The sequence below is a fragment of the Bradyrhizobium sp. CAR08 genome (assembly GCF_052871955.1).
The window spans coordinates 607,587-630,956 of record NZ_JBIXJX010000002.1; the positions used below are offsets into that span (position 1 = coordinate 607,587).

Annotated in this window: 22 protein-coding genes; 12 read left to right on the forward strand and 10 right to left on the reverse strand. The window is 64.1% G+C overall.

Annotated elements, in window-relative coordinates:
- Nucleotides 1-32 precede the first annotated feature (32 nt).
- The 4 genes from ACIPUD_RS06670 to tyrS all read right to left on the reverse strand — a co-directional run bounded on the left by ACIPUD_RS06670 (nucleotide 33) and on the right by tyrS (nucleotide 5,317).
- Entirely contained in the window at nucleotides 33-1,727 is a 1,695-nt protein-coding gene (locus ACIPUD_RS06670) for a methyl-accepting chemotaxis protein (protein ID WP_446480283.1), read from the reverse strand.
- Nucleotides 1,728-2,110: 383 nt separating this feature from the next.
- Nucleotides 2,111-2,515, reverse strand: coding sequence for a DoxX family protein (locus ACIPUD_RS06675; RefSeq protein WP_018454461.1), 405 nt, complete (start codon nucleotides 2,513-2,515; stop codon nucleotides 2,111-2,113).
- Nucleotides 2,516-2,734: 219 nt separating this feature from the next.
- Complete coding sequence (locus ACIPUD_RS06680; RefSeq protein ID WP_085353503.1) at nucleotides 2,735-4,006, reverse strand: MFS transporter; 1,272 nt, start codon at nucleotides 4,004-4,006, stop codon at nucleotides 2,735-2,737.
- A gap of 57 nt (nucleotides 4,007-4,063) precedes the next feature.
- Nucleotides 4,064-5,317, reverse strand: coding sequence for a tyrosine--tRNA ligase (gene tyrS, locus ACIPUD_RS06685; protein WP_018454459.1), 1,254 nt, complete (start codon nucleotides 5,315-5,317; stop codon nucleotides 4,064-4,066).
- A gap of 164 nt (nucleotides 5,318-5,481) precedes the next feature.
- Between tyrS and ACIPUD_RS06690 the strand changes: the two genes are divergently transcribed.
- The 3 genes from ACIPUD_RS06690 to ACIPUD_RS06700 all read left to right on the forward strand — a co-directional run bounded on the left by ACIPUD_RS06690 (nucleotide 5,482) and on the right by ACIPUD_RS06700 (nucleotide 7,695).
- Nucleotides 5,482-6,585 carry an anhydro-N-acetylmuramic acid kinase gene (locus ACIPUD_RS06690; RefSeq protein ID WP_018454458.1) on the forward strand — a complete coding sequence of 368 codons (1,104 nt, stop codon included), beginning with the start codon at nucleotides 5,482-5,484 and terminating at the stop codon, nucleotides 6,583-6,585.
- Nucleotides 6,586-6,683: 98 nt separating this feature from the next.
- Nucleotides 6,684-7,361 carry a glutathione S-transferase family protein gene (locus ACIPUD_RS06695; protein WP_018454457.1) on the forward strand — a complete coding sequence of 226 codons (678 nt, stop codon included), beginning with the start codon at nucleotides 6,684-6,686 and terminating at the stop codon, nucleotides 7,359-7,361.
- A gap of 10 nt (nucleotides 7,362-7,371) precedes the next feature.
- Nucleotides 7,372-7,695, forward strand: coding sequence for a DMT family transporter (locus ACIPUD_RS06700; protein WP_446480284.1), 324 nt, complete (start codon nucleotides 7,372-7,374; stop codon nucleotides 7,693-7,695).
- Here ACIPUD_RS06700 and ACIPUD_RS06705 read toward each other — a convergent pair.
- Both ACIPUD_RS06705 and ACIPUD_RS06710 read right to left on the reverse strand, forming a co-directional pair.
- Nucleotides 7,692-8,204, reverse strand: a complete 513-nt coding sequence (locus tag ACIPUD_RS06705; RefSeq protein WP_446480285.1) for a DUF1697 domain-containing protein — start codon at nucleotides 8,202-8,204, stop codon at nucleotides 7,692-7,694. The two genes, ACIPUD_RS06700 and ACIPUD_RS06705, sit on opposite strands and share 4 nt — an antisense overlap.
- Nucleotides 8,205-8,211: 7 nt before the next feature.
- Nucleotides 8,212-8,859, reverse strand: coding sequence for an alpha/beta hydrolase (locus ACIPUD_RS06710; RefSeq protein ID WP_007591562.1), 648 nt, complete (start codon nucleotides 8,857-8,859; stop codon nucleotides 8,212-8,214).
- A 343-nt stretch (nucleotides 8,860-9,202) separates the two neighbouring features.
- On the opposite strand from ACIPUD_RS06710, the gene ACIPUD_RS06715 reads away from it, so the two are divergent.
- From ACIPUD_RS06715 to ACIPUD_RS06750, 8 genes are all read left to right on the forward strand, one after another.
- Nucleotides 9,203-10,342 carry a cysteine desulfurase family protein gene (locus ACIPUD_RS06715; protein ID WP_446480286.1) on the forward strand — a complete coding sequence of 380 codons (1,140 nt, stop codon included), beginning with the start codon at nucleotides 9,203-9,205 and terminating at the stop codon, nucleotides 10,340-10,342.
- Nucleotides 10,343-10,458: 116 nt separating this feature from the next.
- Nucleotides 10,459-11,955, forward strand: coding sequence for a Fe-S cluster assembly protein SufB (gene sufB / locus ACIPUD_RS06720; RefSeq protein ID WP_377790697.1), 1,497 nt, complete (start codon nucleotides 10,459-10,461; stop codon nucleotides 11,953-11,955).
- A 62-nt stretch (nucleotides 11,956-12,017) separates the two neighbouring features.
- Nucleotides 12,018-12,770, forward strand: coding sequence for a Fe-S cluster assembly ATPase SufC (gene sufC, locus ACIPUD_RS06725; protein WP_007609807.1), 753 nt, complete (start codon nucleotides 12,018-12,020; stop codon nucleotides 12,768-12,770).
- Nucleotides 12,771-12,781: 11 nt separating this feature from the next.
- Nucleotides 12,782-14,086 carry a Fe-S cluster assembly protein SufD gene (gene sufD, locus ACIPUD_RS06730; protein ID WP_247368548.1) on the forward strand — a complete coding sequence of 435 codons (1,305 nt, stop codon included), beginning with the start codon at nucleotides 12,782-12,784 and terminating at the stop codon, nucleotides 14,084-14,086.
- Nucleotides 14,083-15,330 carry a cysteine desulfurase gene (locus tag ACIPUD_RS06735; protein ID WP_446480287.1) on the forward strand — a complete coding sequence of 416 codons (1,248 nt, stop codon included), beginning with the start codon at nucleotides 14,083-14,085 and terminating at the stop codon, nucleotides 15,328-15,330. The genes sufD and ACIPUD_RS06735 overlap by 4 nt, the downstream gene beginning before the upstream one ends.
- Complete coding sequence (locus ACIPUD_RS06740; RefSeq protein ID WP_007591551.1) at nucleotides 15,327-15,698, forward strand: SUF system Fe-S cluster assembly protein; 372 nt, start codon at nucleotides 15,327-15,329, stop codon at nucleotides 15,696-15,698. The genes ACIPUD_RS06735 and ACIPUD_RS06740 overlap by 4 nt, the downstream gene beginning before the upstream one ends.
- A 74-nt stretch (nucleotides 15,699-15,772) precedes the next feature.
- Complete coding sequence (locus tag ACIPUD_RS06745) at nucleotides 15,773-16,183, forward strand: HesB/IscA family protein (RefSeq protein ID WP_007609828.1); 411 nt, start codon at nucleotides 15,773-15,775, stop codon at nucleotides 16,181-16,183.
- Between the two features lie 181 nt (nucleotides 16,184-16,364).
- Nucleotides 16,365-16,805 (forward strand): TfoX/Sxy family protein, encoded by a 441-nt coding sequence (locus ACIPUD_RS06750; RefSeq protein WP_204511095.1) that lies wholly within the window; start codon nucleotides 16,365-16,367, stop codon nucleotides 16,803-16,805.
- Between the two features lie 60 nt (nucleotides 16,806-16,865).
- Here the strand turns inward: ACIPUD_RS06750 and fabA are convergent, their stop codons facing one another.
- The 4 genes from fabA to ACIPUD_RS06770 form a co-directional block, all read right to left on the reverse strand.
- Entirely contained in the window at nucleotides 16,866-17,396 is a 531-nt protein-coding gene (gene fabA, locus ACIPUD_RS06755) for a bifunctional 3-hydroxydecanoyl-ACP dehydratase/trans-2-decenoyl-ACP isomerase (protein WP_085353496.1), read from the reverse strand.
- A gap of 105 nt (nucleotides 17,397-17,501) precedes the next feature.
- Nucleotides 17,502-18,569, reverse strand: coding sequence for a GGDEF domain-containing protein (locus ACIPUD_RS06760; RefSeq protein WP_446480288.1), 1,068 nt, complete (start codon nucleotides 18,567-18,569; stop codon nucleotides 17,502-17,504).
- Nucleotides 18,570-18,735: 166 nt separating this feature from the next.
- Complete coding sequence (locus ACIPUD_RS06765; protein WP_247338031.1) at nucleotides 18,736-20,286, reverse strand: DEAD/DEAH box helicase; 1,551 nt, start codon at nucleotides 20,284-20,286, stop codon at nucleotides 18,736-18,738.
- A gap of 272 nt (nucleotides 20,287-20,558) precedes the next feature.
- The gene (locus ACIPUD_RS06770) at nucleotides 20,559-21,524 is read right to left on the reverse strand and encodes a helix-turn-helix transcriptional regulator (RefSeq protein WP_446480289.1); all 966 of its coding nucleotides are present in this window, start codon (nucleotides 21,522-21,524) and stop codon (nucleotides 20,559-20,561) included.
- Between the two features lie 210 nt (nucleotides 21,525-21,734).
- Here ACIPUD_RS06770 and ACIPUD_RS06775 point away from each other — a divergent pair, with 210 nt between their 5' ends.
- Nucleotides 21,735-23,249 carry a caspase family protein gene (locus tag ACIPUD_RS06775; protein WP_368508071.1) on the forward strand — a complete coding sequence of 505 codons (1,515 nt, stop codon included), beginning with the start codon at nucleotides 21,735-21,737 and terminating at the stop codon, nucleotides 23,247-23,249.
- Nucleotides 23,250-23,370 lie beyond the last annotated feature (121 nt).

Sequence of the window (23,370 nt, forward strand, 5' to 3'; positions counted from 1 at the left end):
TGGCGAGGCTACACCTTGGTTTCCGCGCCGCCTTACGCCGCGCGCACGCCCGCCAGGAAAGTCCCGACTTCGCCAGAGAGCTGCTCGGCCTGCTTGGAGAGGTTTGAGGCTGCTGCGAGCACCATGCCTGCGGCATTGCCGGTCTCGTTCGCTGCCGTACTGACGCCCCCGATATTGGTGGTGACTTCCTGGGTTGCCTCGGCCGTCTGGGAGACGCTGCGGGCGATCTCGGCCGTGGCGGCGCCTTGCTCCTCGATCGCGGCGTCGATCGAGGTCGCGATCCGGCTGACCTCCTCGATGGTGGCGGTGATGCCGCCGATGGCGTCCACCGCTTCCTTGGTCGCGCCCTGGATCTGGGCGATCTTGTCGCCGATCTCGCGGGTGGCTTCTGCAGTCTGGCTCGCCAGCGACTTCACCTCCGAAGCGACGACAGCAAAGCCGCGGCCGGCTTCACCGGCGCGTGCGGCCTCGATGGTGGCATTGAGCGCGAGCAGATTGGTCTGCGCCGCGATGCTGGAAATCAGCTCGGCGACGTGCTCGATCTGCTGGGCGCCGTCCGAGAGGGCGCGCACGATGGTGTCGGTGCGGCGGGCGCTGTCCACGGCGCGGCCGGTGACCACGGCGGACTGCGCGACCTGACGGCTGATCTCGGTGATGGAGGAGGAGAGCTCCTCGGCCGCGGCCGCGACCGTCTGGACGCGCTGGCTGGCTTCGGTGGCGGCCGAGCCGACGACGGCGGCGCGGCGGTTGGTGCCTTCCGCGGTCGACGACATCGACTTGGCGGTGACCTCCAGCTCGCCGGAGCCCGAGGCCATCAGGCCGACGAGCTGGCCGACGGAGGCATCGAACCGGTCGGCAAGCGAGATCAGCGCGTCGCGCTTCTCCTGTTCGCTGCGGGTCTTGGTGGCGACCTGCTCCGCCTCCAGCTTGCGGGCCGTCAGCGCGGTCTGCCTGAGCACTTCGAGGGTCTCGGCCATGCGGCCGATCTCGTCGCCGCGACCGGTCTCCTCGACCGCCGTGTCGATGGCGCCTTCGGAAATGGCCTGCATGCGGTTCTTCTGGCGATCGAGCGCGCCGAGCACGTCGCGGGCGATCAGCCAGGACAGTGTCGCCATCAGCAGCATCAAGCCGATGCCAATCGCCCCCAGCTCCAGCGTCAAGGCTCGCACGTCGGCGTCGATGTCGTCGACATAGAGGCCGTAGCTGATCGTCGCGTTCCAGGGCGCGAATTTGCGCGCGAAAACGGTCTTGCGGACGGGCTCCGTCTGGCCGGGGCGGGGGTAGAGATATGAGGTTACGCCGCCCTGAGCAGCCTGGTTGCCGGCCGTTACGATCGCATCTGCGATGAGGACACCGTTGGAGTCCTTGGCGCCCGTGATCTTGCCTTCGAGCTGCTGGTTCGCGCCATTGATCAGGATCGAGGTATCGGCGTTATAGACCACCGGATAGCCTTGGCCGCCATTGAAGCTCATGCGGCGGCCGCGCAGATGGAACTGGATTTTCGCTTCGGCCTGCGTCAGCTTGCCGGCGCCGACCTCCTCTTCGAGTGATTGGGCGAGGTTGTGGAGCATGTCGACCGCGGTCCGCATCTGCTGAACGCGATCCTCCAGCATGCGGCTCTTGCTGAGCACGGACGACACCCCGATGATGGCCGTGACCGTGAGTGCCGAAAGACAGACCATGCTGGCGAGCTTGGTGCGGATCTTGAGGTGACTCAGCAGCTTCATCACGGCCTCGACGGAATGGTTATTGTTGCTCGCGTCGGTAGCATGAAATTCTTACCAATCATGAATGGACGCGTGCGACGGCTGCTGCGCAAGCTGCGTGCGCAGCCGCGTGCGCAAACATGCAGGTCGTCATGCGCTTCTCGGGCGCATGGCGCGTCAACTCGGAGAAAAATCGTGTGGGTCTTTAGTCGCGACCTAATCCGTTGGGAGCGGCAATGAACCGATTCGTTCACCGCCTCATCATGTCGATGCTGCTGGTCGCGGTCCTCGTCCTGGTCTGGAACGTGCTGGGCTCGCGCTGAGATGGCACCCGTGAACATACGGATGCCATCTCTTCATTCGCGAATCAATCGCTGACGCCTCAGCGCCGCGCGAACGCGCCGCTAGTCCTTGCCCATCGCCGCATCGGCGCTGACCGAGCCGCCGCCGGCTGCCGAGAGGTAGAGGCAGGCGAAGCAGAACAGGATCGCCGCGGTGCCACCATTGAGCAGCGGCAGGAACACCGGCGTTTCGCCCTTGAACATGTGCCCCATGAAATAGGCGAAGGCCATCTCACCCGAGAGGATGAATGCCGCGAGGCGGGTAAACAGGCCGATCATCAGCAACGCGCCAAGCACGAGCTCAAGCGTACCGGCTGCGTAGATGATCGGCGGGATGTTTGCGAAGTAGGGAAGCACCGGAAACTTGAACAGCTTGGCGACACCGTACTGGAACAGCAGCAGGCCGGTGATGAAGCGAAACAGGCTCAAGAGAACCGGTTGAAAGCGAACGAGATAGGGAAAGTTCATTGGTTTGTGCCCTCCATCCAATGCTGCGACTAGGACCGCATTCAGTTCCGCCCTGCAAGCCGCCCAAGGGCAATTTGCGCTGACATTTTTGTCATGTCGGACAAAACACCGCAGGAAGGACTTTCAGCCGCGTGCGATCCACATCTTCGTAGCTGTTCGCGTCGTGCCCATCCGTAATTTCCCGGTGACGCGAATGCGCTCAAGTTACCTTCAGGAGACCTACCGCCGCAAGGCGGGCACGACCAGGAACGGGATCATCCCGAGCACCACGCTCGCGAGTGCGAAGGCGAGCAGCGCGTTGTAGCCATGGGTCGCGTCATGGATCAGGCCGCCGCTCCAGGAGCCGAAAGCCGAGCCGAGCCCGCTGCCGATCGAGATGGTGCCGTAGATGGTGCCGACGCGCTTGCCCCCAAAGATCTTCATCGCGGTCGCCGTGATCAGCGGTCCACGTGAGCCCATCATGCTGCCGAAGCAGACCACGAATCCGGTGAGCAGGAGGAAATTGGCGGAGTATTGCAACAGCCACAGCAGGAAGATGCCGAGGATCGAGATCGCGTAGCTGAGCAGCACCGACGGCCGGCGACCGATCAGGCCGTCGAGCGCGGACACGCCTAGCATGCCAAACACCAGCACGATGCCGGAGAAGCCCCAGGCCGTGGCGGCCTGCAGCGGTGGAAAGCCGGCATCGATCAAATAGGCCACGATCTGGGCGGCGATCGCATACATGCCGACCGCGGTGAAGAAGAATGTCGAGAACAGCGCCCAGAAGGCGTGATGGCGCATCGCGCTCGGAAGGGTCCAGCCGTGATCGACGAAATCCGGATCGGTCTTCTTCGCGATCTGCGGCGAGCCCGAGGCGAACAGCCGCCATGGCAGCAGCATGAGCGGCACCAGCAGGCCGAGCGCGGCGAAGCCGAACAGCTGGTAGGTTTCGCGCCACCCCAGATGATCGATCAAAAGCTGCGAGGCCGGCAGCAGCGCCAGCACGCCGCCACCCATGGCCGAGTAGACCACCGCCATCGCGGTCGGGAGTTTTGGGCCGAACCAGCGGCCCAGCAGGATCGAGTTCGGCACATTGCCGATGAAGGCGACGCCAATGCCGACGCAGAGTCCGATCGAGAGCTGGAACTGCCAGAGTGACTGCGCGTGGCTTGCGATCAGGAAGGCCGAGCCGAGCAGCAAAAGGCCCAGTGCATAGACGATGCGCGGTCCGGAATGATCGAACAGGCGCCCGACCAACGGCGCCGTCAGTCCGCTGACGAGCCACGTCAGCGAATAGATCGAGACCACTTGGGCGCGATCCCAGCCAAAGTTTTCCGAGATCGGCTTCAGGAAGACGGTGAAGCTTTCGCTGAGGCCGCGGCCGAGCACGGCGAGTGTGAAGCAGAGCGCGAGCACCACCAGCGCGGTGCGCACGACGCCCTGCGGCGTCGCCGTGACGCGTTCCCTGGTCGCTTGCTTGGACTGTTCCTCTAGCGTGTTCTGGTCCATTGCCGATCAGGGAGCGCGCTTCAGCGCGCCCTGACAAGCAGCGAAAAGCTCATACGCCTATGCAGGCCTCAGGAGGATGTGCTTCTTCTTGCCGAACGACAGCTTGACCACGCCTTCCGGCGTCAGGTCGGCCGCCGACAACGCCATCTTCTCGTCGGTGACGGGCTCGTCATTGACGCGCAGGCCGCCGCCCTTGATCTGGCGCCGTGCTTCGCCGTTGGAGGCAACGAGGCCCGCCTTGACGAAGGCGTTGAGCACGCCGAGGCCGGCGTCGAACTCGCCGCGCGGAATTTCCACGGTCGGCAGGCTCTCGGCCAGCGCGCCTTCCTCGAAGGTGCGGCGCGCGGTCTCGGCCGCCTCGTTCGCTGCGTCGCGGCCATGCAGGAGCGCGGTCGCCTCGGTGGCGAGCACCTTCTTGGCCTCGTTGATCTCGGAGCCTCCGAGCGCCTCGAGCTTCCTGATCTCGGTCATTGGCAGCGTCGTGAACAGCTTGAGGAACTTGCCGACGTCGGCGTCTTCGGTGTTGCGCCAGTACTGCCAGAAATCATACGGCGAGAACTGGTCGGCGTTGAGCCAGACCGCGCCCTGAGCGGTCTTGCCCATCTTGGCCCCCGACGCCGTCGTCAGCAGCGGCGTCGTCAGGGCGAACAGCTGATGCGTGCCCATGCGGCGGCCGAGATCGACGCCCATGATGATGTTGCCCCACTGGTCGGAGCCGCCCATCTGCAAGTTGCAGCCGGTCCGCCTGGCGAGCTCGACGAAGTCGTAGGCCTGGCAGATCATGTAGTTGAACTCGATGAAGCTCATCTCCTGCTCGCGCTCGAGGCGCAGGCGCACGGAGTCCATCGTCAGCATGCGGTTGACCGAGAAATGCCGCCCGACGTCGCGCAGCATCTCGATGTAGTTGAGCTTTGTCAGCCACTCGGCATTGTCGAGCATGATGGCGTCGCTCTTGCCCCCGCCATAGCGCAGCACCTTTGCGAACACGCCGCGGATCGATTCCTTGTTGGCCTCGATCTCGGCGACGGTGCGGATCGCGCGCGTCTCGTCCTTTCCGGAGGGATCGCCGACCATGGTTGTGCCGCCGCCCATCAGCGTGATCGGCTTGTTGCCGGACTGCTGCAGCCAGTGCAGCATCATCATGGTCAGGTAGTTGCCGATGTGCAGCGAGCGGGCGGTGCAATCGTAACCGACATAAGCCGTCGCCTCGCCCTTGGCGGCGAGGGCGTCCAGCCCCTCGAAATCGGAGCATTGGTGGATGAATCCACGTTCCTGCAGCGTATTGAGGAAATCCGATTTGAATGCAGTCATTTGTCGGCGCGCCTGACAATTCTTGGTTTACTGTTTTGGGAGCAATTTAAGGGTCATCCGTGGGAACTCGGTTGCTGCCCGCTACTTTGGCCTGTGGCATTATAAGATGTGTCCCTCTGGCACAAGATCGGCATGCCGGAAGGGTCTCTTGAGGACGCTGATCCATGATGTTGACGGCACTCGGTTTGATGAGCGGCACCTCGCTGGACGGGGTGGATGTTGCGCTGATCGAAACCGACGGAAAGCAGGTGAAGGCATTCGGGCCGTCCGGCTACCGGCCGTATAGCCCGGCGGAGCGCAACCTGCTGCGTCAGGCGCTGAGCGAGGCCGTGCACCTGGCGCAACGCGATGCTAGGCCGGGAGTTCTGGCCGAGGCCGAACGCGCAGTGACGCTCGCGCATGCCGAGGCGGTGGCCGCCTTCGTCGCCCAGAACCGGATGAAGCCGGAAGACATCGACATCGTCGGCTTCCACGGCCAGACCGTGCTGCACCGCCCCGAGAAGCGGCTGACGGTGCAGATCGGCGACGCGCCGGCGCTGGCCAGGGCGATCCATATCCCCGTGATGCATGATTTTCGCGCCGCCGACGTCGAGGCCGGCGGGCAGGGCGCGCCATTTGTGCCGGTTTATCACCGCGCGCTCGCCCATTCGCTGGAGCGCGAAGGGCCGATCATCGTGGTCAATATCGGCGGCGTCTCCAACATCACCTATATCGACGGCAACGACACGCTGATTGCCTGCGACACCGGACCCGGCAACGCGCTGCTCGACGATTTCATGTACCGCACCATGAACCAGGCGTTCGACGCGGACGGAAAGCTCGCAGCCCTCGGCAAGGCGGACGAAGCCTGGATCGCGCGGGCGCTGGAGCTGCCGTTCTTCGTAAGCCCGCCGCCGAAATCGCTCGACCGCAACGATTTTGCAGCACTAAAGCTCGGCGATGTCCTGCCGGCCGACGGCGCCGCGACCCTGACCGCCTTCACCGCGGCGGCCATCGCCCGCATCATCCCGCTGCTGCCACGCAGGCCGCGGAGCTGGATCGTCTGCGGCGGCGGCGCCCGCAACCGGACCATGCTCCAGATGCTGCGGGAGCGCGTTGGGTCCGCCACTGTCGAGGCCGCGGAGGCAGTCGGCTGGGCCTCCGACGCCATCGAGGCGCAGGCCTTCGGCTTCCTCGCCGCGCGCGGCCTGAAGGGCCTGCCGCTGTCGTATCCCGGGACCACGGGCGTGCCGATGCCGATGACGGGCGGGGTGATCGCGCGGCCTTGAGATCATAGGCGGGATGATGCAGATGCATTGATCTTGACAGGTAGATGCACATGCATCTATCTTTGATGCAGTTGCATCTAACCGTCGGGATTCTCGCCATGACCGCTTCACTGAAACTGATCAGCCACAAGCTTTGCCCCTATGTGCAGCGCGCGGTGATCGCGCTCAACGAGAAGGGCGTGCCGTTCGAGCGGGTCGACATCGATCTCGCCAATAAGCCCGACTGGTTTCTCAAACTGTCGCCGCTCGGCAAGGTGCCGGTGCTGGTCGTGACGAGCGAGAAGGGCGAGGTCGCGCTGTTCGAGAGCAACGTGATCTGCGAGTACATCGAGGAGACGCAAGGCGGCGTGAGACTGCATCCGGCGGATGCCTTGGAGCGTGCCGAGCACCGGGCGTGGATGGAGTTCGGTTCAGCAGTGCTCGCCGATCTCTGGGGCCTAGAGACCACGACCGATGCGGCGACGTTCGAGAGCAAGCGCCAGGCGCTGATGGTGAAGTTCGCCCGGGTCGAAGCGGCGCTCGGTGCCGGTCCTTATTTTGCTGGCGAAGCGTTCAGTCTCGTCGACGCCGTATTCGCCCCCGTCTTCCGCTACTTCGATCTGTTCGACGAGCTGACCGACCACGGCATTTTCCGCGATGTGCCGAAGGTCCGCGCATGGCGCGCCGAACTGGCGAAGCGTCCGAGCGTCCGTACTGCGGTGGGCGCGGACTATCCGCAATTGCTGCGCGCCTTCCTCGTGCGCCACGACGCGCATCTGCTCAAGCTTGCGGCCTGAGCCCACGCCGATGTCGCAATCCATGGCCTGGCTGATGCTGGTGATCGCAGGCGCACTCGATGTTGGCTGGGCGATCTCGATGAAATATGCGGAAGGCTACACGCGCGCTGGCTGGAGCGTCGTTTCGCTCGTGCTGCTCGTAGCCTTCGTTGTCCTGCTCGGGCGTGCTTTGAAGGTGCTCGAGGTCGGCGTCGCCTATTCGGTCTGGACCGGCATCGGCGCCGCCGGCACCGTCGTCATGGGTGTGGTGCTGTTCGGCGAGGCGCTGAGCGCGATCAAGATCGCGGGGATCCTGCTGGTGCTGACGGGGATCGCGGCGCTCAAGCTGGCCTAGAGCTCTGCGGCCATTTTCGCGAGCGTCGCGATCGTTTTCATGTTGCGCGCGGTGCCGGTCTTGGCGGCGGGGATGACCAGCTTCGACGTGCCCATGCCGTCGCCGTAATGCACGTAGATCTCGCGGCGGCCGAGGCCGATCTCCTCCTTGTTCTGGCCGCGAATGCCGGCGAGCGCATCCGCCGGCGGCGCCTTGTCGAGGAAGATCGCGACGGTACGGTTGGGGGCGGCCTTTGGAAACGGATTATCGGCCAAGACCTGCGCCATCTCGGTGGCGCTGCGCACGAGCACGCCGACCGGCGCGCCGGCATAGGCGTGCAACCGCTTTTCGAGTGCGGTCTTGATCGCAGATTGCGACTTGCGGCTTGTGAAGACGACGTTGCCGCTTGCAATATAGGTGCGCACGGCGGCGTAGCCGAGCTCCTCGCACATGGCCTTGAGTTCGCTCATCGGCAATTTGCCGGTGCCGCCGACATTCACGGCACGCAGCAATGCGATGAACGCACCCACGGAAAGCTCAGCGCACGTTGGCGAGGCGCATGTCGAGATAGGCGGTGATGGTTTCCATCAGCGGCTCGAGCTTGGCGTCGAAGAAGTGGTTGGCGCCCGGGATGACCTGCTGGTCGATCACGATGCCCTTCTGGGTCTTCAGCTTCTCGACCAGCGTGTTGACGTCCTTGGGCGGCACCACCGCGTCCTTCTCGCCATGCACGATCAGCCCCGAGGACGGGCAGGGTGCGAGGAACGAGAAGTCGTAGAGGTTGGCGGGCGGCGCGATCGAGATGAAGCCCTCGACCTCGGGGCGGCGCATCAGCAGCTGCATGCCGATCCAGGCGCCGAAGGAGAAGCCGGCAACCCAGCAGGCGCGCGCTTCGGGATTGATGGTCTGCGCCCAGTCGAGCGCCGCGGCCGCGTCCGACAATTCGCCGGTGCCGTGGTCGAACGAGCCCTGGCTGCGGCCGACGCCGCGGAAATTGAAACGCAGCACCGAGAAGCCGCGATGCGCGAACGCATAGTAGCACTGGTAGATGATCTGATGATTCATCGTGCCGTGGAACTGCGGATGCGGATGCAGGACCATCGCGATTGGCGCGTTCTTCTGCTTGGCCGGATGGTAGCGGCCTTCGAGGCGGCCGGCGGGGCCGGTGAAAATAACTTCAGGCATGATGATCTCTTGATTGATCCCTTGAAGACGCTCTTCAACAATCAACCGATTGTGCGGATTTCATCGGCTGCTGGGCCGATCAAGCCGCGAATGGAAGGGTGGAGCGGCGCCCTCGGATGATGCGCGAGCGGCGCGCGGCGAACTGACGCGCGCGTTCTAACATGAGCCGAGGGTCAAAAAGCAAGCATCTTGAACATCGCCCAATGAGCTCAAGGCGTTAGCGTCCTGGCCGCGTCGTCGCGCGATGGGGGAATCCGGAATCGAGATTGCCAAGTGCTCCAGGGGAGCCCATGTCGGGTACCAGCGCTGGCGCAGCAATCAGTCTCAGGTAATATAATACTCTATGCCGAGCCGCATCTATCTCGACTGGAATGCGACCACGCCGCTTCGCGCCGAGGCCCGAAGCGCGATGCTCGCAGCCTCCGAGCTCATCGGCAATCCGTCCTCGGTTCATGCCGAGGGGCGCGAGGCGCGGCGCCTTGTCGAGGACGCGCGGGCCCTGCTTGCGACCTCCGTCGGCGCGCTGCCGCGGAACGCGGTTTTTACCTCCACGGGAACCGAAGCCAACGCGCTGGCGCTGTCACCGGGTCTTCGAGGGCCCTCTGGCGGGCCTGTCGAGCGGCTTCTGGTCTCGGCTGTCGAGCATGCTTCGGTGCTGGCGGGCGGCCGGTTCCCGACCGATCAGATCGGTCAGATCAGGGTCACGCGCTCCGGCGTGATCGACCTCGACCATTTGAAGGCGCTGCTCGGCGACGGCCCGCCGGCGCTGGTCTCCATCATGGCGGCCAACAACGAGACGGGCGCGCTGCAGCCCATCGCCGAGGCCGCGGGAATCGTTCACGGGGCTGGCGGCCTGCTGCACGTCGACGCAATCCAGGCGTTTGGAAAAATCTCATTTGATATCAAAGTGATCGGCGCAGACCTTGCGACCTTTTCTGCACACAAGATCGGCGGCCCCAAGGGGGTCGGCGGGCTGGTCGTGGCCGAGGGCGTGGCCGGACTTGAGCCGTTGCTCCGAGGCGGCGGGCAGGAGCTCAACCGGCGCGCCGGAACCGAGAATGTCGCCGGTATTGCCGGCTTCGGCGCAGCGGTGCGGGTCGCCCTTCAGGCTTTGCCCGAGGATGCGGAGCGGATGGCAAGCCTAAGAGATCGCTTGGAAAATGGCATTCGCTCCATGGCGGGTGCAACGGTCTTCTCAAGTGATGTTGGGCGGTTACCTAACACCGTTCTTTTCACGGCTGCCGGGTTGAAAGCCGAGACGGCGGTGATCGGTTTCGACCTCGAAGGTGTCGCGGTGTCCTCGGGATCTGCCTGTTCCTCGGGCAAGGTGCAGCCGTCCCACGTGTTGTCGGCAATGGGGTATGATCCGACCGTCGCCCAAGGAGCGGTGCGTCTCAGTCTGGGCTGGTCCACGGAGCCGGATGACATCAACAGGGCGTTAGAGGCTTGGCGAAAGCTCGGTAATACCCTACTTAAGGGATAAGCGATGAAACACGCCTTGAACGGTTCTAAGCGCGTGCGTCCCGCCAAGAAACATCGTAATAGTCGTCCGAGTTTGATGATCCACCGCGGTCCTTGAAACCGCGAGCGGAGGATAGAATGCCAGCCGTGCAAGAGACGGTCGAGCGCGTGAAGCGCATCGACGTCGATCAGTATCGTTATGGGTTTGAGACCCTGATCGAGTCCGACAAGGCCCCCAAGGGGCTGTCGGAAGAGACCGTCAAGTTCATCTCCGAGAAGAAAAACGAACCCGCCTGGATGCTCCAGTGGCGGCTCGAGGCCTATCGGCGCTGGCTGACCATGACCGAACCGACCTGGGCGCGCGTCGACTATCCCAAGATCGACTTCCAGGACCTTTATTATTATTCGGCCCCGAAGCCGAAGAAGACGATCAACTCGCTCGACGAGATCGATCCGGAGATCCTCAAGACCTACGAAAAGCTCGGCATCCCCTTGCGGGAAGTCGCCATGCTCGAAGGCGTCGAGCCCAAGCCCGGCGAGCAGGATCCCAACAGGCGCAAGATCGCGGTCGACGCTGTCTTCGATTCAGTCTCGGTTGCGACCACCTTCCAGGCAGAGCTGAAGAAGGCCGGCGTGATCTTCATGCCGATCTCGGAAGCGATCCGCGAGCATCCAGAGCTGGTGCAGAAATATCTGGGATCCGTGGTGCCGACGTCGGACAATTTCTACGCAACGCTGAACTCGGCGGTGTTCTCGGACGGCTCGTTCGTTTACGTGCCGCCGGGCGTGCGCTGCCCGATGGAACTGTCCACCTACTTCCGTATCAACGAACGCAACACTGGACAGTTCGAGCGCACGCTGATCATTGCCGACAAGGGCTCCTACGTCTCCTATCTCGAGGGCTGCACCGCGCCGCAGCGCGACGAGAACCAGCTGCACGCGGCCGTGGTCGAGCTCGTCACGCACGACGACGCCGAGATCAAATATTCGACGGTGCAGAACTGGTATCCCGGCAATTCGGAAGGCAAGGGCGGCATCTACAATTTCGTCACCAAGCGTGGTGACTGCCGCGGCAACAATTCCAAGATCTCCTGGACCCAGGTCGAGACTGGTTCGGCGATCACCTGGAAGTATCCGAGCTGCATCCTGCGCGGCGACAATTCGCGTGGTGAATTCTACTCGATCGCGATCTCGAATGGCTATCAGCAGGTCGACAGCGGCACCAAGATGATCCATCTCGGCAAGAATACGTCGAGCCGCATCATCTCCAAGGGAATCGCAGCCGGCAAGTCGCAGAACACCTATCGCGGGCTCGTTACCGCGCATCGCAAGGCGACCGGCGCGCGCAACTTCACCGCCTGCGATTCGCTGTTGATCGGCGACAAATGCGGCGCGCACACCGTGCCCTACATCGAAGCCAAGAACTCGTCGGCGACGTTCGAGCACGAGGCCACCACGTCCAAGATCTCCGAGGACGTGCTGTTCTACTGCATCCAGCGCGGCCTCACGCAGGAGGAGGCGGTCGGCCTCGTCGTCAACGGCTTCGTCAAGGACGTGCTGCAGCAACTGCCGATGGAATTCGCGGTGGAAGCGCAGAAGCTGATCTCGATCTCGCTTGAAGGATCGGTCGGCTAGCGCCGGCCCTCGCGGCGCGCGTCGCGCGCCCTATGCATCATTTGAATAAACTGGACACCAAGATGGCTTTGCTTGAAGTGAAAGACCTCAAGGTTCGTGTCGAGGAGCGTGAGATCCTCCATGGGTTGACGCTGACCGTGAACGAGGGCGAGATCCACGCGATCATGGGGCCGAACGGCTCCGGCAAATCGACGCTGTCCCACGTCATCGCCGGCAAGCCTGGTTACGAGGTCACCGACGGCGAGATCCTGTTCAAGGGCGAAGACCTGCTCGCGATGGCGCCCAACGAACGGGCCGCCAAGGGCGTGTTCCTGGCGTTCCAGTATCCGGTCGAGATCCCCGGCGTCTCCACCATGAATTTCCTGCGCACCGCGCTGAACGCGCAGCGCAAGGCGCGCGGCGAGGGCGAATATTCGACGCCCGACTTTTTGAAGAAAGTCCGCGAAGTCTCGAAGTCGCTGAACATCCCGCAGGACATGCTCAAGCGCGGTGTCAATGTCGGCTTCTCCGGCGGCGAGAAGAAGCGCAACGAGGTACTGCAGATGGCGCTGTTCGAGCCGAGCCTGTGCATCCTCGACGAGATGGATTCCGGCCTCGACATCGACGCGCTGCGGATTGCGGCCGACGGCGTCAACGCGCTGCATTCGCCCAAGCGCGCGATGGTCGTCATCACCCATTATCAGCGGCTGCTGAACTACATCGTGCCTGACGTCGTGCACGTGATGTCAAAAGGCCGTGTCGTGAAGAGCGGCGGCAAGGAACTGGCGCTGGAGCTGGAAGCGTCCGGCTACGCCCAGTTCGAGGACGCCGCGTAAGGAATTTTGAGATGAACGTTGCTGTGGCAAAGACCGGAAACGGCCGCGCGGTGAGCGATCTCTTCGCCAGCGCCGAAGGCCGGCTGCCGGGTTCGCCTTCCGTGATCGCGGTACGCCGCGAGGCGTTCGAGACCTATGAGCGTCTCGGCCTGCCGCACCGCCGGATCGAGGAGTGGAAGTACACCGATCTGCGCGCGCTGGTCGGCGAGGTACTGCCGCTCGCGGCTGCGCCCGATGCGACTGCGTTGAAGCGCGCCGCGGACGCGGTGAAAGCGCATGCGATCACGGGCGCCCGCAAGCTGGTGCTGGTCGACGGCGTGTTCGCTCCCGATCTCTCCGACGTCAAGGCGCTGGCCTCCGAGGCGGGCTTTAAGACATTGCGGGAGACGCTGGAGAAGGATTCCGGTCTGTTAAAGACCGCGGCCACCGATGCGGTGATCGCGCTGAACGCCGCGATGGCGACCGACGGTGTCGTGCTTCATATCGCCGATGGCACGCAGCTGTCCGCGCCGATCCAGATCATTCACATCGCGGTTGCATCTTCCGCGTCGGCTTTCACCCGCTCGCAGGTTGCGGTCGGGAAGGGCGCTCGTGCCACGATCATCGAGAGCTTTGTCGCGGCCGGCGCCAAGGCTTACCAGGTCAACGATGCCGTCATCCTCTCGGTTGGCGATAATGCCGACATCGCGCATATCCGTCTGATGGACGATTCGCCGGATGCTGTGAACATCACCTCGCAGTTCGTCACGGTCGGCGCGAATACAAAGCTGAACTTCTTCAACATGACGACCGGCGCGGCAGTCAGCCGCCTGCAGGGCTTCATCACGCTGGCAGGCGAGGGCAGCGAGCTCTCCGTCAACGGCGTGAACCTGTTGCAGAAGACCGAACATGGCGACACCACGCTGGTGGTCGACCATGCCGTGCCGAACTGCGTCAGCCGAGAAGTTTTCCGCGCCGTGATCGACGATCGCGCCCATTCGGTGTTCCAGGGCCGCATCATCGTTCGTCCCGATGCGCAGAAGACCGACGGCAAGATGATGATCCGCGCGCTGCTGCTCTCGGATGAGGCGGAAGCCGACAACAAGCCCGAGCTCGAGATCTTTGCGGACGACGTCTCCTGCGGTCACGGCGCCACCGCCGGTGCGCTGGACGACAGTCTGCTGTTCTATCTGAAGGCGCGCGGCCTGCCGGAGAAGCAGGCCCAGGCGCTGCTGATCCAGGCCTTCGTCGGCGAGGCGATCGAGCAGATCGCCGACGATGATCTGCGCGAGCACGTGATCGGCATTGCCGAGCGCTGGCTGGAGCGGCGCCAATGAGCACGCATCCAGCAGTCAAGAACGGCGCCTACGACGTTGCGCGCGTGCGCCAGGATTTTCCGGCGCTGGCCACGCAGATCTACGGCAAGCCGCTGGTCTATCTCGACAACGCCGCATCTGCGCAGAAGCCGAGCGCCGTGCTCGATCGCATGACGCAGGCCTACACCTCCGAATATGCCAACGTGCACCGCGGCCTGCATTATCTCGCCAACGCCGCGACCGAAGCCTATGAGGGCGGCCGCACCAAGGTGGCGCAGTTCATCAACGCGCCGCGGACCGAGGAAGTGATCTTCACCCGCAACGCGACCGAGGCGATCAACCTCGTCGCCTCGTCCTGGGGCGAGCCGAACATCAAAGCAGGCGACGAGATCGTCATTTCGATCATGGAGCACCACTCCAACATCGTGCCCTGGCATTTCCTCAGGGAACGCCATGGTGCCGTGATCAAATGGGCGCCGGTCGACGACGAGGGCAATTTCCTCATCGACGAATTCGAAAAGCTGCTGACGTCGAAGACCAAGCTGGTCGCGATCACGCAGATGTCGAACGCGCTTGGCACCATCGTCCCGGTCAAGGACGTTGTGAAGATCGCCCACGCCCGCGGCATTCCCGTGCTGGTCGACGGCAGCCAGGGCGCGGTGCATATCCCAGTCGACGTCCAGGACCTCGGCTGCGACTTCTATGTCTTCACCGGCCACAAGGTCTACGGGCCGACCGGCATCGGCGTGCTCTGGGCCAAGTACGACCACCTGGTCGCGATGCGCCCCTATAACGGCGGCGGCGAAATGATCCGCGAGGTCTCGCGCGACATCGTCACCTACGGCGATCCCCCGCACAAATTCGAGGCCGGCACGCCGGCGATCGTCGAGGCCGTCGGGCTCGGCGCCGCGATCGACTACGTCAATTCGATCGGCAAGGAGCGCATCGCCGCGCACGAGCACGATCTCGTCACCTACGCCCAGGATAAGCTGCGCGAGATCAACTCGCTGCGGCTGATCGGCACGGCGCGGGGCAAGGGCCCGGTGATCTCCTTCGAACTCAAGGGCGCGCACGCCCACGACGTCGCCACCGTGATCGACCGCCAGGGCATCGCGGTGCGCGCCGGCACCCATTGCGTGATGCCGCTTTTAGAGCGGTTCAACGTCACAGCCACGTGCCGGGCGTCGTTCGGCATGTATAATACGCGGGAAGAAGTCGATCATCTGGCACAGGCGCTGTTGAAGGCGCGGGATTTGTTCGCATGAGTGACACGGCCGAAATCAAAGCCAATCCGATGGAAACCCAGTCGGCGCTGCCGCCTGAGGAGACCGAGCGTCTCACCACCGAGATCATCGCCGGGCTCAAGACCGTGTTCGACCCGGAAATCCCGGCTGATATCTACGAGCTCGGCCTGATCTACAAGGTCGAGATCAAGGACGATCGTTCCGTCGATGTGCAAATGACGCTGACGACACCGAATTGCCCGGCCGCCGGCGAGCTGCCGACCATGGTCGAGAACGCGGTCGCCAGCGTCCCCGGCGTCGGCGTGGTCGACGTCAAGGTGGTCTGGGAGCCGGCCTGGACGCCGGAACGCATGAGCGACGAGGCCCGCCTCGTGCTCAACATGTGGTGACGCGTAACCTCGGCTTTAGATCCTTGTTAGATCCTTGGCATTGAATTCGCTCGGCAACGGACCACATCATTGACATGACACAGATATCGTCGGGCTCGACACCAGCATCCACTCCAAAGCCGAGGCGGCCCCGCCCGCAGGTCATGCGGCTGACGGACGCTGCCGCCCAGCGCATCAGCGAGCTGACCCAGCGGGCCGATTCCGAGATCGTTGGCCTGCGCGTCGGCGTCAAGAACGGCGGCTGTGCCGGACAGTCCTACACCGTCGAATACGCCCATGATGTCCGGCCGACCGACGAGGTCGTCGAGGACAAGGGCGTCAAGATCCTGGTCGATCCCAAGGCCGTGCTGTTCCTGCTCGGCACCGAGATGGACTACAAGGCCGACAAGATGCAGGCCCAGTTCGTTTTCAATAACCCCAACCAGATCTCCGCCTGCGGCTGTGGCGAGTCGGTCGAGCTGCGTCCGGCGCAGATCGACGGGTAGTCCGTTTCTCGCAAATCACTCCGCTGTCGTCCTGGCGAAGGCCAGGATCCATACCGAGTGATCTCGCGGTGATCGTCGGTGCCAATACCGACGCTGGCACGACTGGCAGTCTTCGCTAAACTCCCTCCCGTGGAATGGGTCCTGGCTTTCGCCAGGACGACCGTGCGGAAATAGTTCAGCCATGGACCGCGAATTTCTGATCGACCTGTTCGCCGATTTCGGCCCCGTCGCCATCCGGAAAATGTTCTCCGGCTACGGCATCTCCGCCGACGGCGTCAACTTCGCGCTGGCCTTGCGCGCCGGCCTGTTTTTTCGCGCTGACGAGATGACCATCCCGGATTTTGAGGCGGAAGGCTCGAAGCCGTTCCAATACTCGACCCGCGCCAAGACCGTGGTGGTGAACTCCTATTGGGAGCTGCCGGCCCGCCTGTTCGACGATTCCGCGGAACTCGCGCAATGGGCGAGGGCCGCGCTTGCTGCTGCCCAGCGCGCCAAGGTGAAGAAGCCGCCCAAGGTGAAGAAGGCGGCGAAGAAGGTTGCGAAGAAGCCCGTTGCAACGAAGCGGCCGACCAAGAAGAAAACAATGCGCAGGGCGGGCAAAGCGAAGCGTGCCCTCCGCTGAGGTGCTGGTGTGGGAGATGATGGGCATGGCGCTGAGCGCCTTTGCCCACCCGATGGGACTTCACTCCACGGCCTTGGTCAGACCAACCCGCATGTCCCTGGCGGTGAAGACGCAGACGCCGTCGGCCAGCACGCGACCGTCGGCAATTCCGAGCACCAGCTTGCCGCGCCGGACCATCCTCATGGAGACCTCGTAGCGCACGCGTTGCGCGTTCGGTGTGACCTCGCCCGTGCACGCGACTTCGCCGACGCCGATGGCGCGGCCCTTGCCCGGCGAGCCCGACCATCCCAGCCAGTAGCCGACCATCTGCCACATGGCATCCAAACCCAGAGACGCTGGCATCGTGGCATCGCCGTGATAGTGGCAATCGAAGAACCAATGGCCCGGCGCGATGTCGAGCTCGCCGACGATATGGCCCTTGCCGAACTCTCCGCCATCCAGGCTGATCTCCGTGATGCGGTCCATCATCAGCATCGGCGGCGCTGGCAATTGCGCATTGCCCGGCCCGAAATAGCCGCCCTCGCTCGATCTCAGCAGCTCGTCCCTGGTGTAGGACGGTTGCGGTGAGTGAAAATCATGCGGATTGGGCAAGACGACAAGTCCTCCGGATCTTCGCAGTCGGACGCCTCAAGACGGCGAGGGAGATGTCGTTCGTCGGGTCAGAATGTCAAGCGCTGGCGGTGCGCGGCTTCGGCGTCACGCCACCCGGTTATGGGTCTCGACCGTGAATTCCGGATCGGCCTCGCAGATCACGCGGTTGCGGCCGTTGCGTTTGGCGGCGTAGAGGCAGGCATCCGCGCGTTCGATCAGCGCATCGGTGTCGTCACCCTGCTTGAGCATGGAGACGCCGACGGAGATGGTGACCCGGCCAAGGATTTCGCCGGTGGACTTCTTCTTTAGTTCCTTCGCCATCACCGCGCGGCGGATGTGATCGGCCACCGTGAGGGCCTGGCGCAGCGCGGTGTTGGGCAGCACGACCGCGAATTCCTCGCCGCCATAGCGGGCGGTGATGTCCTGGCCCTTGATGGTCTGCTTCAGCGACAGGCCGACCAGCCGCAGCACCTGGTCGCCGGTGAGATGGCCGTAGGAATCGTTGAACGACTTGAAATGATCGATGTCGACCAGCAGCAGCGACAGCGGCTCGCCGGAGGCGAGCGCGCCTTGCACGGCCATGTCGATCATGCGATCGAAATATTTGCGGTTGCCGAGCCCCGTCAGCGGATCGGTCAGGCTCTCGGCGCGGATCGCCTCCAGGCTCTGCTGGAGGTTGCTGATCTCGCTCCTCGAGAGCGTCAGCCGGTCTTCCAGCGCCTTGTTGGTCTCGCGCATCTCGCTGGTCGAATGCAGCAGCGTCTCGACGATCGACTTGATCTGCTCGCGGCTTTCGGCCGATGACAGCTTTTTGGTCGCGTCCGACAGGCTCGCATCGTAGGAGCCGGTCATCGCGAGCGCGTCGCCGAGAACCTTTATGACGTCGTCGATCTCGCCGATGACGCGCGCGCCGACCTTGTCGATGCGCTCGGTGGTCTTGATGTGGGAGAGGTAGGTCTCGTAGATGTGATCGAGATCGGCTTCGGTCAGCTTGCCGCTTCGCGCCAGCGTCTCGTTGATGATCTTGTTGAGCGGGGCGTTGTAGCCGGTGGCGTAGACGTACCAGATCTCGTAATTGCGGGGAATTGCCGTCTGCCGTAGCGATCGGATCTGACCGAGCGCTACCTGGGCGAACGCCATCGTGCGTTCGTGTTCGTCGAGCACCTTGACCACGGAACATACCCCACAGCGATCGGCGTGCCGACGACCGCAGCAATACTTAAATTATGTTCGTAGGCTAACGGACGATCGTGAACGCCCCGTAAATATACGTCCACGAATGCATCCGAAAAAGTGCGCGCCGGCTTGGTTTCAACCAAAGCCGGGCGCGCATCGTGCTTCAGGCGCCGGCGGGGGAGCGAACCGGACGCAGCAGAAATGCCGGCAGATGCGAGTGGTCACCCGGCTCGCTGTCGGCTTCGCGTTGGCGGCGCGGCTCGGGACGGCCGATCGACGGCACATGCGACGGATTGGCCTGCTGGCGCGCACCGTCACGCGGCTCGGATGATGGCTTGGCTTCGCGCGGCGGCCTGGCTTCACGCGAAGGTCTTGCTTCACGCGGAGGCCTTGCCTCGCGCGCGGGCCTTGCTTCGGAAGCGGGCCTTGCTTCGGTCGAAGGCTGTGCCTCGCCACGCGGTTCGCGCGGCTCGTGGCTGCGCTCACGATCGCGGCCGCGCTGCGGCTTGCCGCGTCCGCCGCGTGACCGTTCACGGCCGCGCTGCTCGCGCGGACGCTCGCTCGCGTCGGAAGCATCGGTGCGGACTTCGAAATCGCCCTCCGCGCGTGGAATGCTCTGGCCGATCAGCTTCTCGATCGCCACCATCGATTTCTGGTCGAGCGGCGTGACGAGCGAGATCGCCATGCCGGACCGGCCTGCGCGACCGGTGCGGCCGACGCGGTGGACATAATCGTCGGGATGGTGGGGAACGTCGAAATTGAAGACGTGGCTGACCTCGGGGATGTCGAGGCCGCGGGCGGCGACGTCGGATGCGACCAGCAGGGGCAGCTCGCCCTTGCGGAACTGCTCGAGTGCCGCCGTGCGGGCCGACTGGTCCATGTCGCCGTGCAGCGCGCCGACGCTGAAGCCGTGCTTTTGCAGCGATTTGTGAACGACGGCGACCTCGCGCTTGCGATTGCAGAAGATGATCGCGTTCTGGAGATCCTTGGCCTCGCGCAGCAATCGGCGAAGCAGCTCGCGCTTCTCGTGCGCCTCGCGCCCGGCCGGGACCTGACACTGCGTAACGGTGACAGCGGTGGTGGCGGGCTTCGATACCTCGATCTTCTGCGGATTGTGCAGGAAGGTTTCGGTGATGCGCCGGATCTCCGGCGGCATAGTCGCGGTGAAGAACAGGGTCTGCCGCGTGAACGGGACGAGCTTGCAGACGCGCTCGATGTCGGGAATGAAGCCCATGTCCAGCATGCGGTCGGCTTCGTCGATGACGAGCAGCTCGACGCCGGTGAGCAGCAGGCCGCCGCGCTCCGTGTGGTCGAGCAGGCGGCCGGGAGTGGCGATCAGCACGTCGACGCCGCGCGTCAGCTTGGCATCCTGGTCGCCGAAGGAAACGCCGCCGATCAGGAGGGCGACGTTGAGTTTCTGGCCCGCGCCGTAGCGGTCGAAGTTTTCCTTCACCTGCGCCGCGAGTTCGCGGGTCGGCTCAAGGATCAGGGTGCGCGGCATGCGCGCCCGGGCGCGACCCTTTTCGAGGATGGTGAGCATCGGCAGCACGAAGGCCGCGGTCTTGCCGGTGCCGGTCTGGGCGATGCCGAGCACGTCCTTGCGAGCGAGGACGTGAGGGATTGCCTGTTCCTGAATGGGGGTGGGGGTGGTGTAACCGGTGGCCGCCACTGCAGCGAGGACTTTTTCGGATAGTCCGAGATGGGTAAAAGACATTGAGCCTCTGGTCGAAACCGCCGTTCGGAATCGAGGGTAATAAGGCTGTCGCGTTCCACCCCAAAACGGCGCGCTCTCAAAGAAGCTGGGGGTGCTGACTCACGCGAACAAAGCGCCAAGCTCAGGAATCGCTCTTCGATCTGAGCCGCGTCGCCACGGAACATAGGGGGGAATCGGCCAAAGTCAATGGAGCGGGCGCGGGAAGGCCCTAAAAAACCTGAGGTTTTCGCCCAAATAGTGGGAGCGGCTGCGGTTTTCCGCCCAAACGTCGGCTAGCGCCCCTCCGGCCCCTGCGCGCGGAAGTCGCCGGGCGCGATCCCGTAGGCGGCGTTGAAGACCCGGTAATAGGTCGCGACGCTCTCGAAGCCGCAGGAGGTCGCGATGTCGGCAATCAACCGGTCCGGGGCTTCGCGCATCAGGCGGCGGCTCTGGTTCAGGCGTTCGTCCGTCACGGTTTGCGAAAAGCTCCTTGCCGCGCTTTCGAACAGCATGTGCAGGTGACGCACGGAGACACCGAGCAGGTCGGCCACCATGGCCGGCGCCAGATTTGGGTCTTGCAGGTGCCGCGCGATCAGGCGCCGTGCCTGCGAGAGCCGGGCGGTCCGCAGCGCGGCCTGCCCGCGGCGGCTGCCGGCCCGCAGCATGCCGCGCTCGATCAGCGCCAGATGGGCTAAAGCCTCGACGAGCGAAGCGGCATCGGCGGCGCCGTCATCACCCGCGGCAACCGTACCGAGATCGGCGAAGCAGGCGTCGAGCAGGGGCTTCAAGCCGGGATCGTCGAACGTCCGGGGCGCAAGCTCGCGCATGCGCTTGTCCTGCATGGAGAGGCCGCTCACGGGAATCTTCAGGATCCGCAGGTGGAAGCCGCCCGTGCCCAGCGGCGTGGCGCGATAGGTCTGGTCGGTATGGGTGGTGGCGAAGCTGCCATTGGCGATCGTGAAGTCGCTGCCGCGCATGCCGCCGAACCACGCGCCGCTGCCGAGCTGCTGATAGACGCAGAGGCTGTCGCCCGGCGCGTGAGCGATGTCGGTCACGCTGCGCTCGACCGTGTAATGGGAGGCCTTCAGCTCGACGAGGCCGGCTCCGCCAAGCCGGCGCAGCGAGAATTCGCCGAAGAAGTTCGCGCGGCGTTCGGGCTCGAGTTCGACGGTGACGCCGAACAGGCCCTTGGCGCGCACCTCGCGCCAAAAGTCGAAGCGGTCGTGCGGCTCGACCTCGTCGGTGCACCAGCGATACACGGCGGCCCCTCGCTTCCAGCCGAATTGCCCACAAGAATTGACCGAGAAAAAGCAAATTCCGGTGGCATCTACCATAGGCTGGACAACAGACCTGAGTCCTCAGGGCGGTTGAACCAGCGATGTGGCTGGGCCGACTATCACATCAACGGCGCGGTTCCCATGAACCGCTGTTCGAGGGAACCGGCGTGGGCCGTTCTTGAGGGATTTTCGATGACGCGTCGGCTTCTCAGAGTACTGGCAGCGCTTGGCCTTGCGGCCGGCCTCAGCGGTTTCGCGCTTCCCGCCTGTGCCGAGAAGCGCGTTGCGCTCGTCGTCGGCAACAACGACTACAGGAACGTTCCGAAGCTGCTCAAGGCGGTCAACGACGCCCGCACCATGGGCGATACGCTGAAGCAGCTCGGATTCTCCGTGATGCTCGCCGAAAACCAGAGCCGGCAGCAATTTTCGGAGACGCTGCTCGCGTTCGATCGGACGATCGAGCCCGGCGACACCGCGTTCTTCTTCTATGCCGGCCACGGCTTCGAGATCGCAGGCCAGAACTATCTGCTGCCGACGGACGTGCCCGCGGCCACGGAAGGGCAGGAAGAACTGGTGCGTGACGCCTCCATCCTGGCCGATCGCATCGTCGAGCGCCTCCAGAACAAGAAGGCGCGGACCTCGATCCTGGTGTTCGACGCCTGCCGCAACAACCCGTTCGAGCGCAAGGGTACCCGCGCCGTCTCCGGTGGCGGCGGGCTTGCCCCGATGGTGCAGCTGCCCGAAGGCGTGTTCTCGGTCTTCTCGGCGGGCCCGCGCCAGACCGCGCTCGACCGCCTCTCCAATGACGATGCCAATCCCAATTCGGTATTCACGCGCACCTTCGCCAAGGAACTGCTCCAGCCCGGCGAGAACCTGGTGCAAGTGGCGCAGCGTACGCGCCGTCTCGTGAGCGAGATGGCCGACACTGTCAAGCACAGGCAGGTGCCGGTCTATTTCGATCAGATGGTCGATGACGTCTTCCTCAGCGGCATCGCCAAGGATGCCGCCGCGCGCCCGGCCGATCCGCCGGCGCAGAAGCTCGCGGCGCTGCCACCGGTGTCGGTGCCGCGCGTGCCGAAGGAGGAGACCACCAACGCGCCGATCGCGAGCTTCTCGCGTCACAATGGCGGCTGGAGCGTGGTGTTCTCATTTCCCGATCCGACCCTCGGCGTTTCCTGGCGCATGGCCGGCAACGGCGACTTCCGCGAAACCGGCTTCATCGATACGCTCGACCCGCGCACGCGCAAGAGGATGCCGAACCCGTCGATCGAATTGCCGCCGGACGCGCAGGCCGGCACTATCGAGGTCCGCTATGTCGACCAATCCGGTGACATGCAGGGGCCGTTCCCGATCAGGTTCGATCCCGAAGCCGCGCTGATCCGTGACCAACGCAAGATCCTGGACATGACCGCGACGAGCTGGCTCTCATTCCGCGAGTTCAACGGGCTGCTGGTCTACTACACGCACCTCGTGTCCTACCGCTGCGCCATCCGCGAGGTGCGCATCGGCATCGACACCGCCGTTCCGAACCAGGTGTTGAAGATGCCGGGCTGCGACATGCGCGATCCCAGTGCGATCAGCGCCGGCACGCCGCTCTCCATGAAGCTCGCGCCTGCAACGCAGTTCATCTCGGTGGAGCTGACCTATCGTGACGGCAGCGTGTCGGAGATCAAGAGCTTCCGCAGCGCGAACCGCGGCAACAACTGAGGTGTCGAGCAGGCCGCGTAGCTATTCGCGGCGCTTCCGGATGAAGCGTTTGAGGGCCTCGATCAAGGACGGGGTCAGCGGGAAGAAAGCGCCCATCGCGATCGAGATGATGACTTGGCGC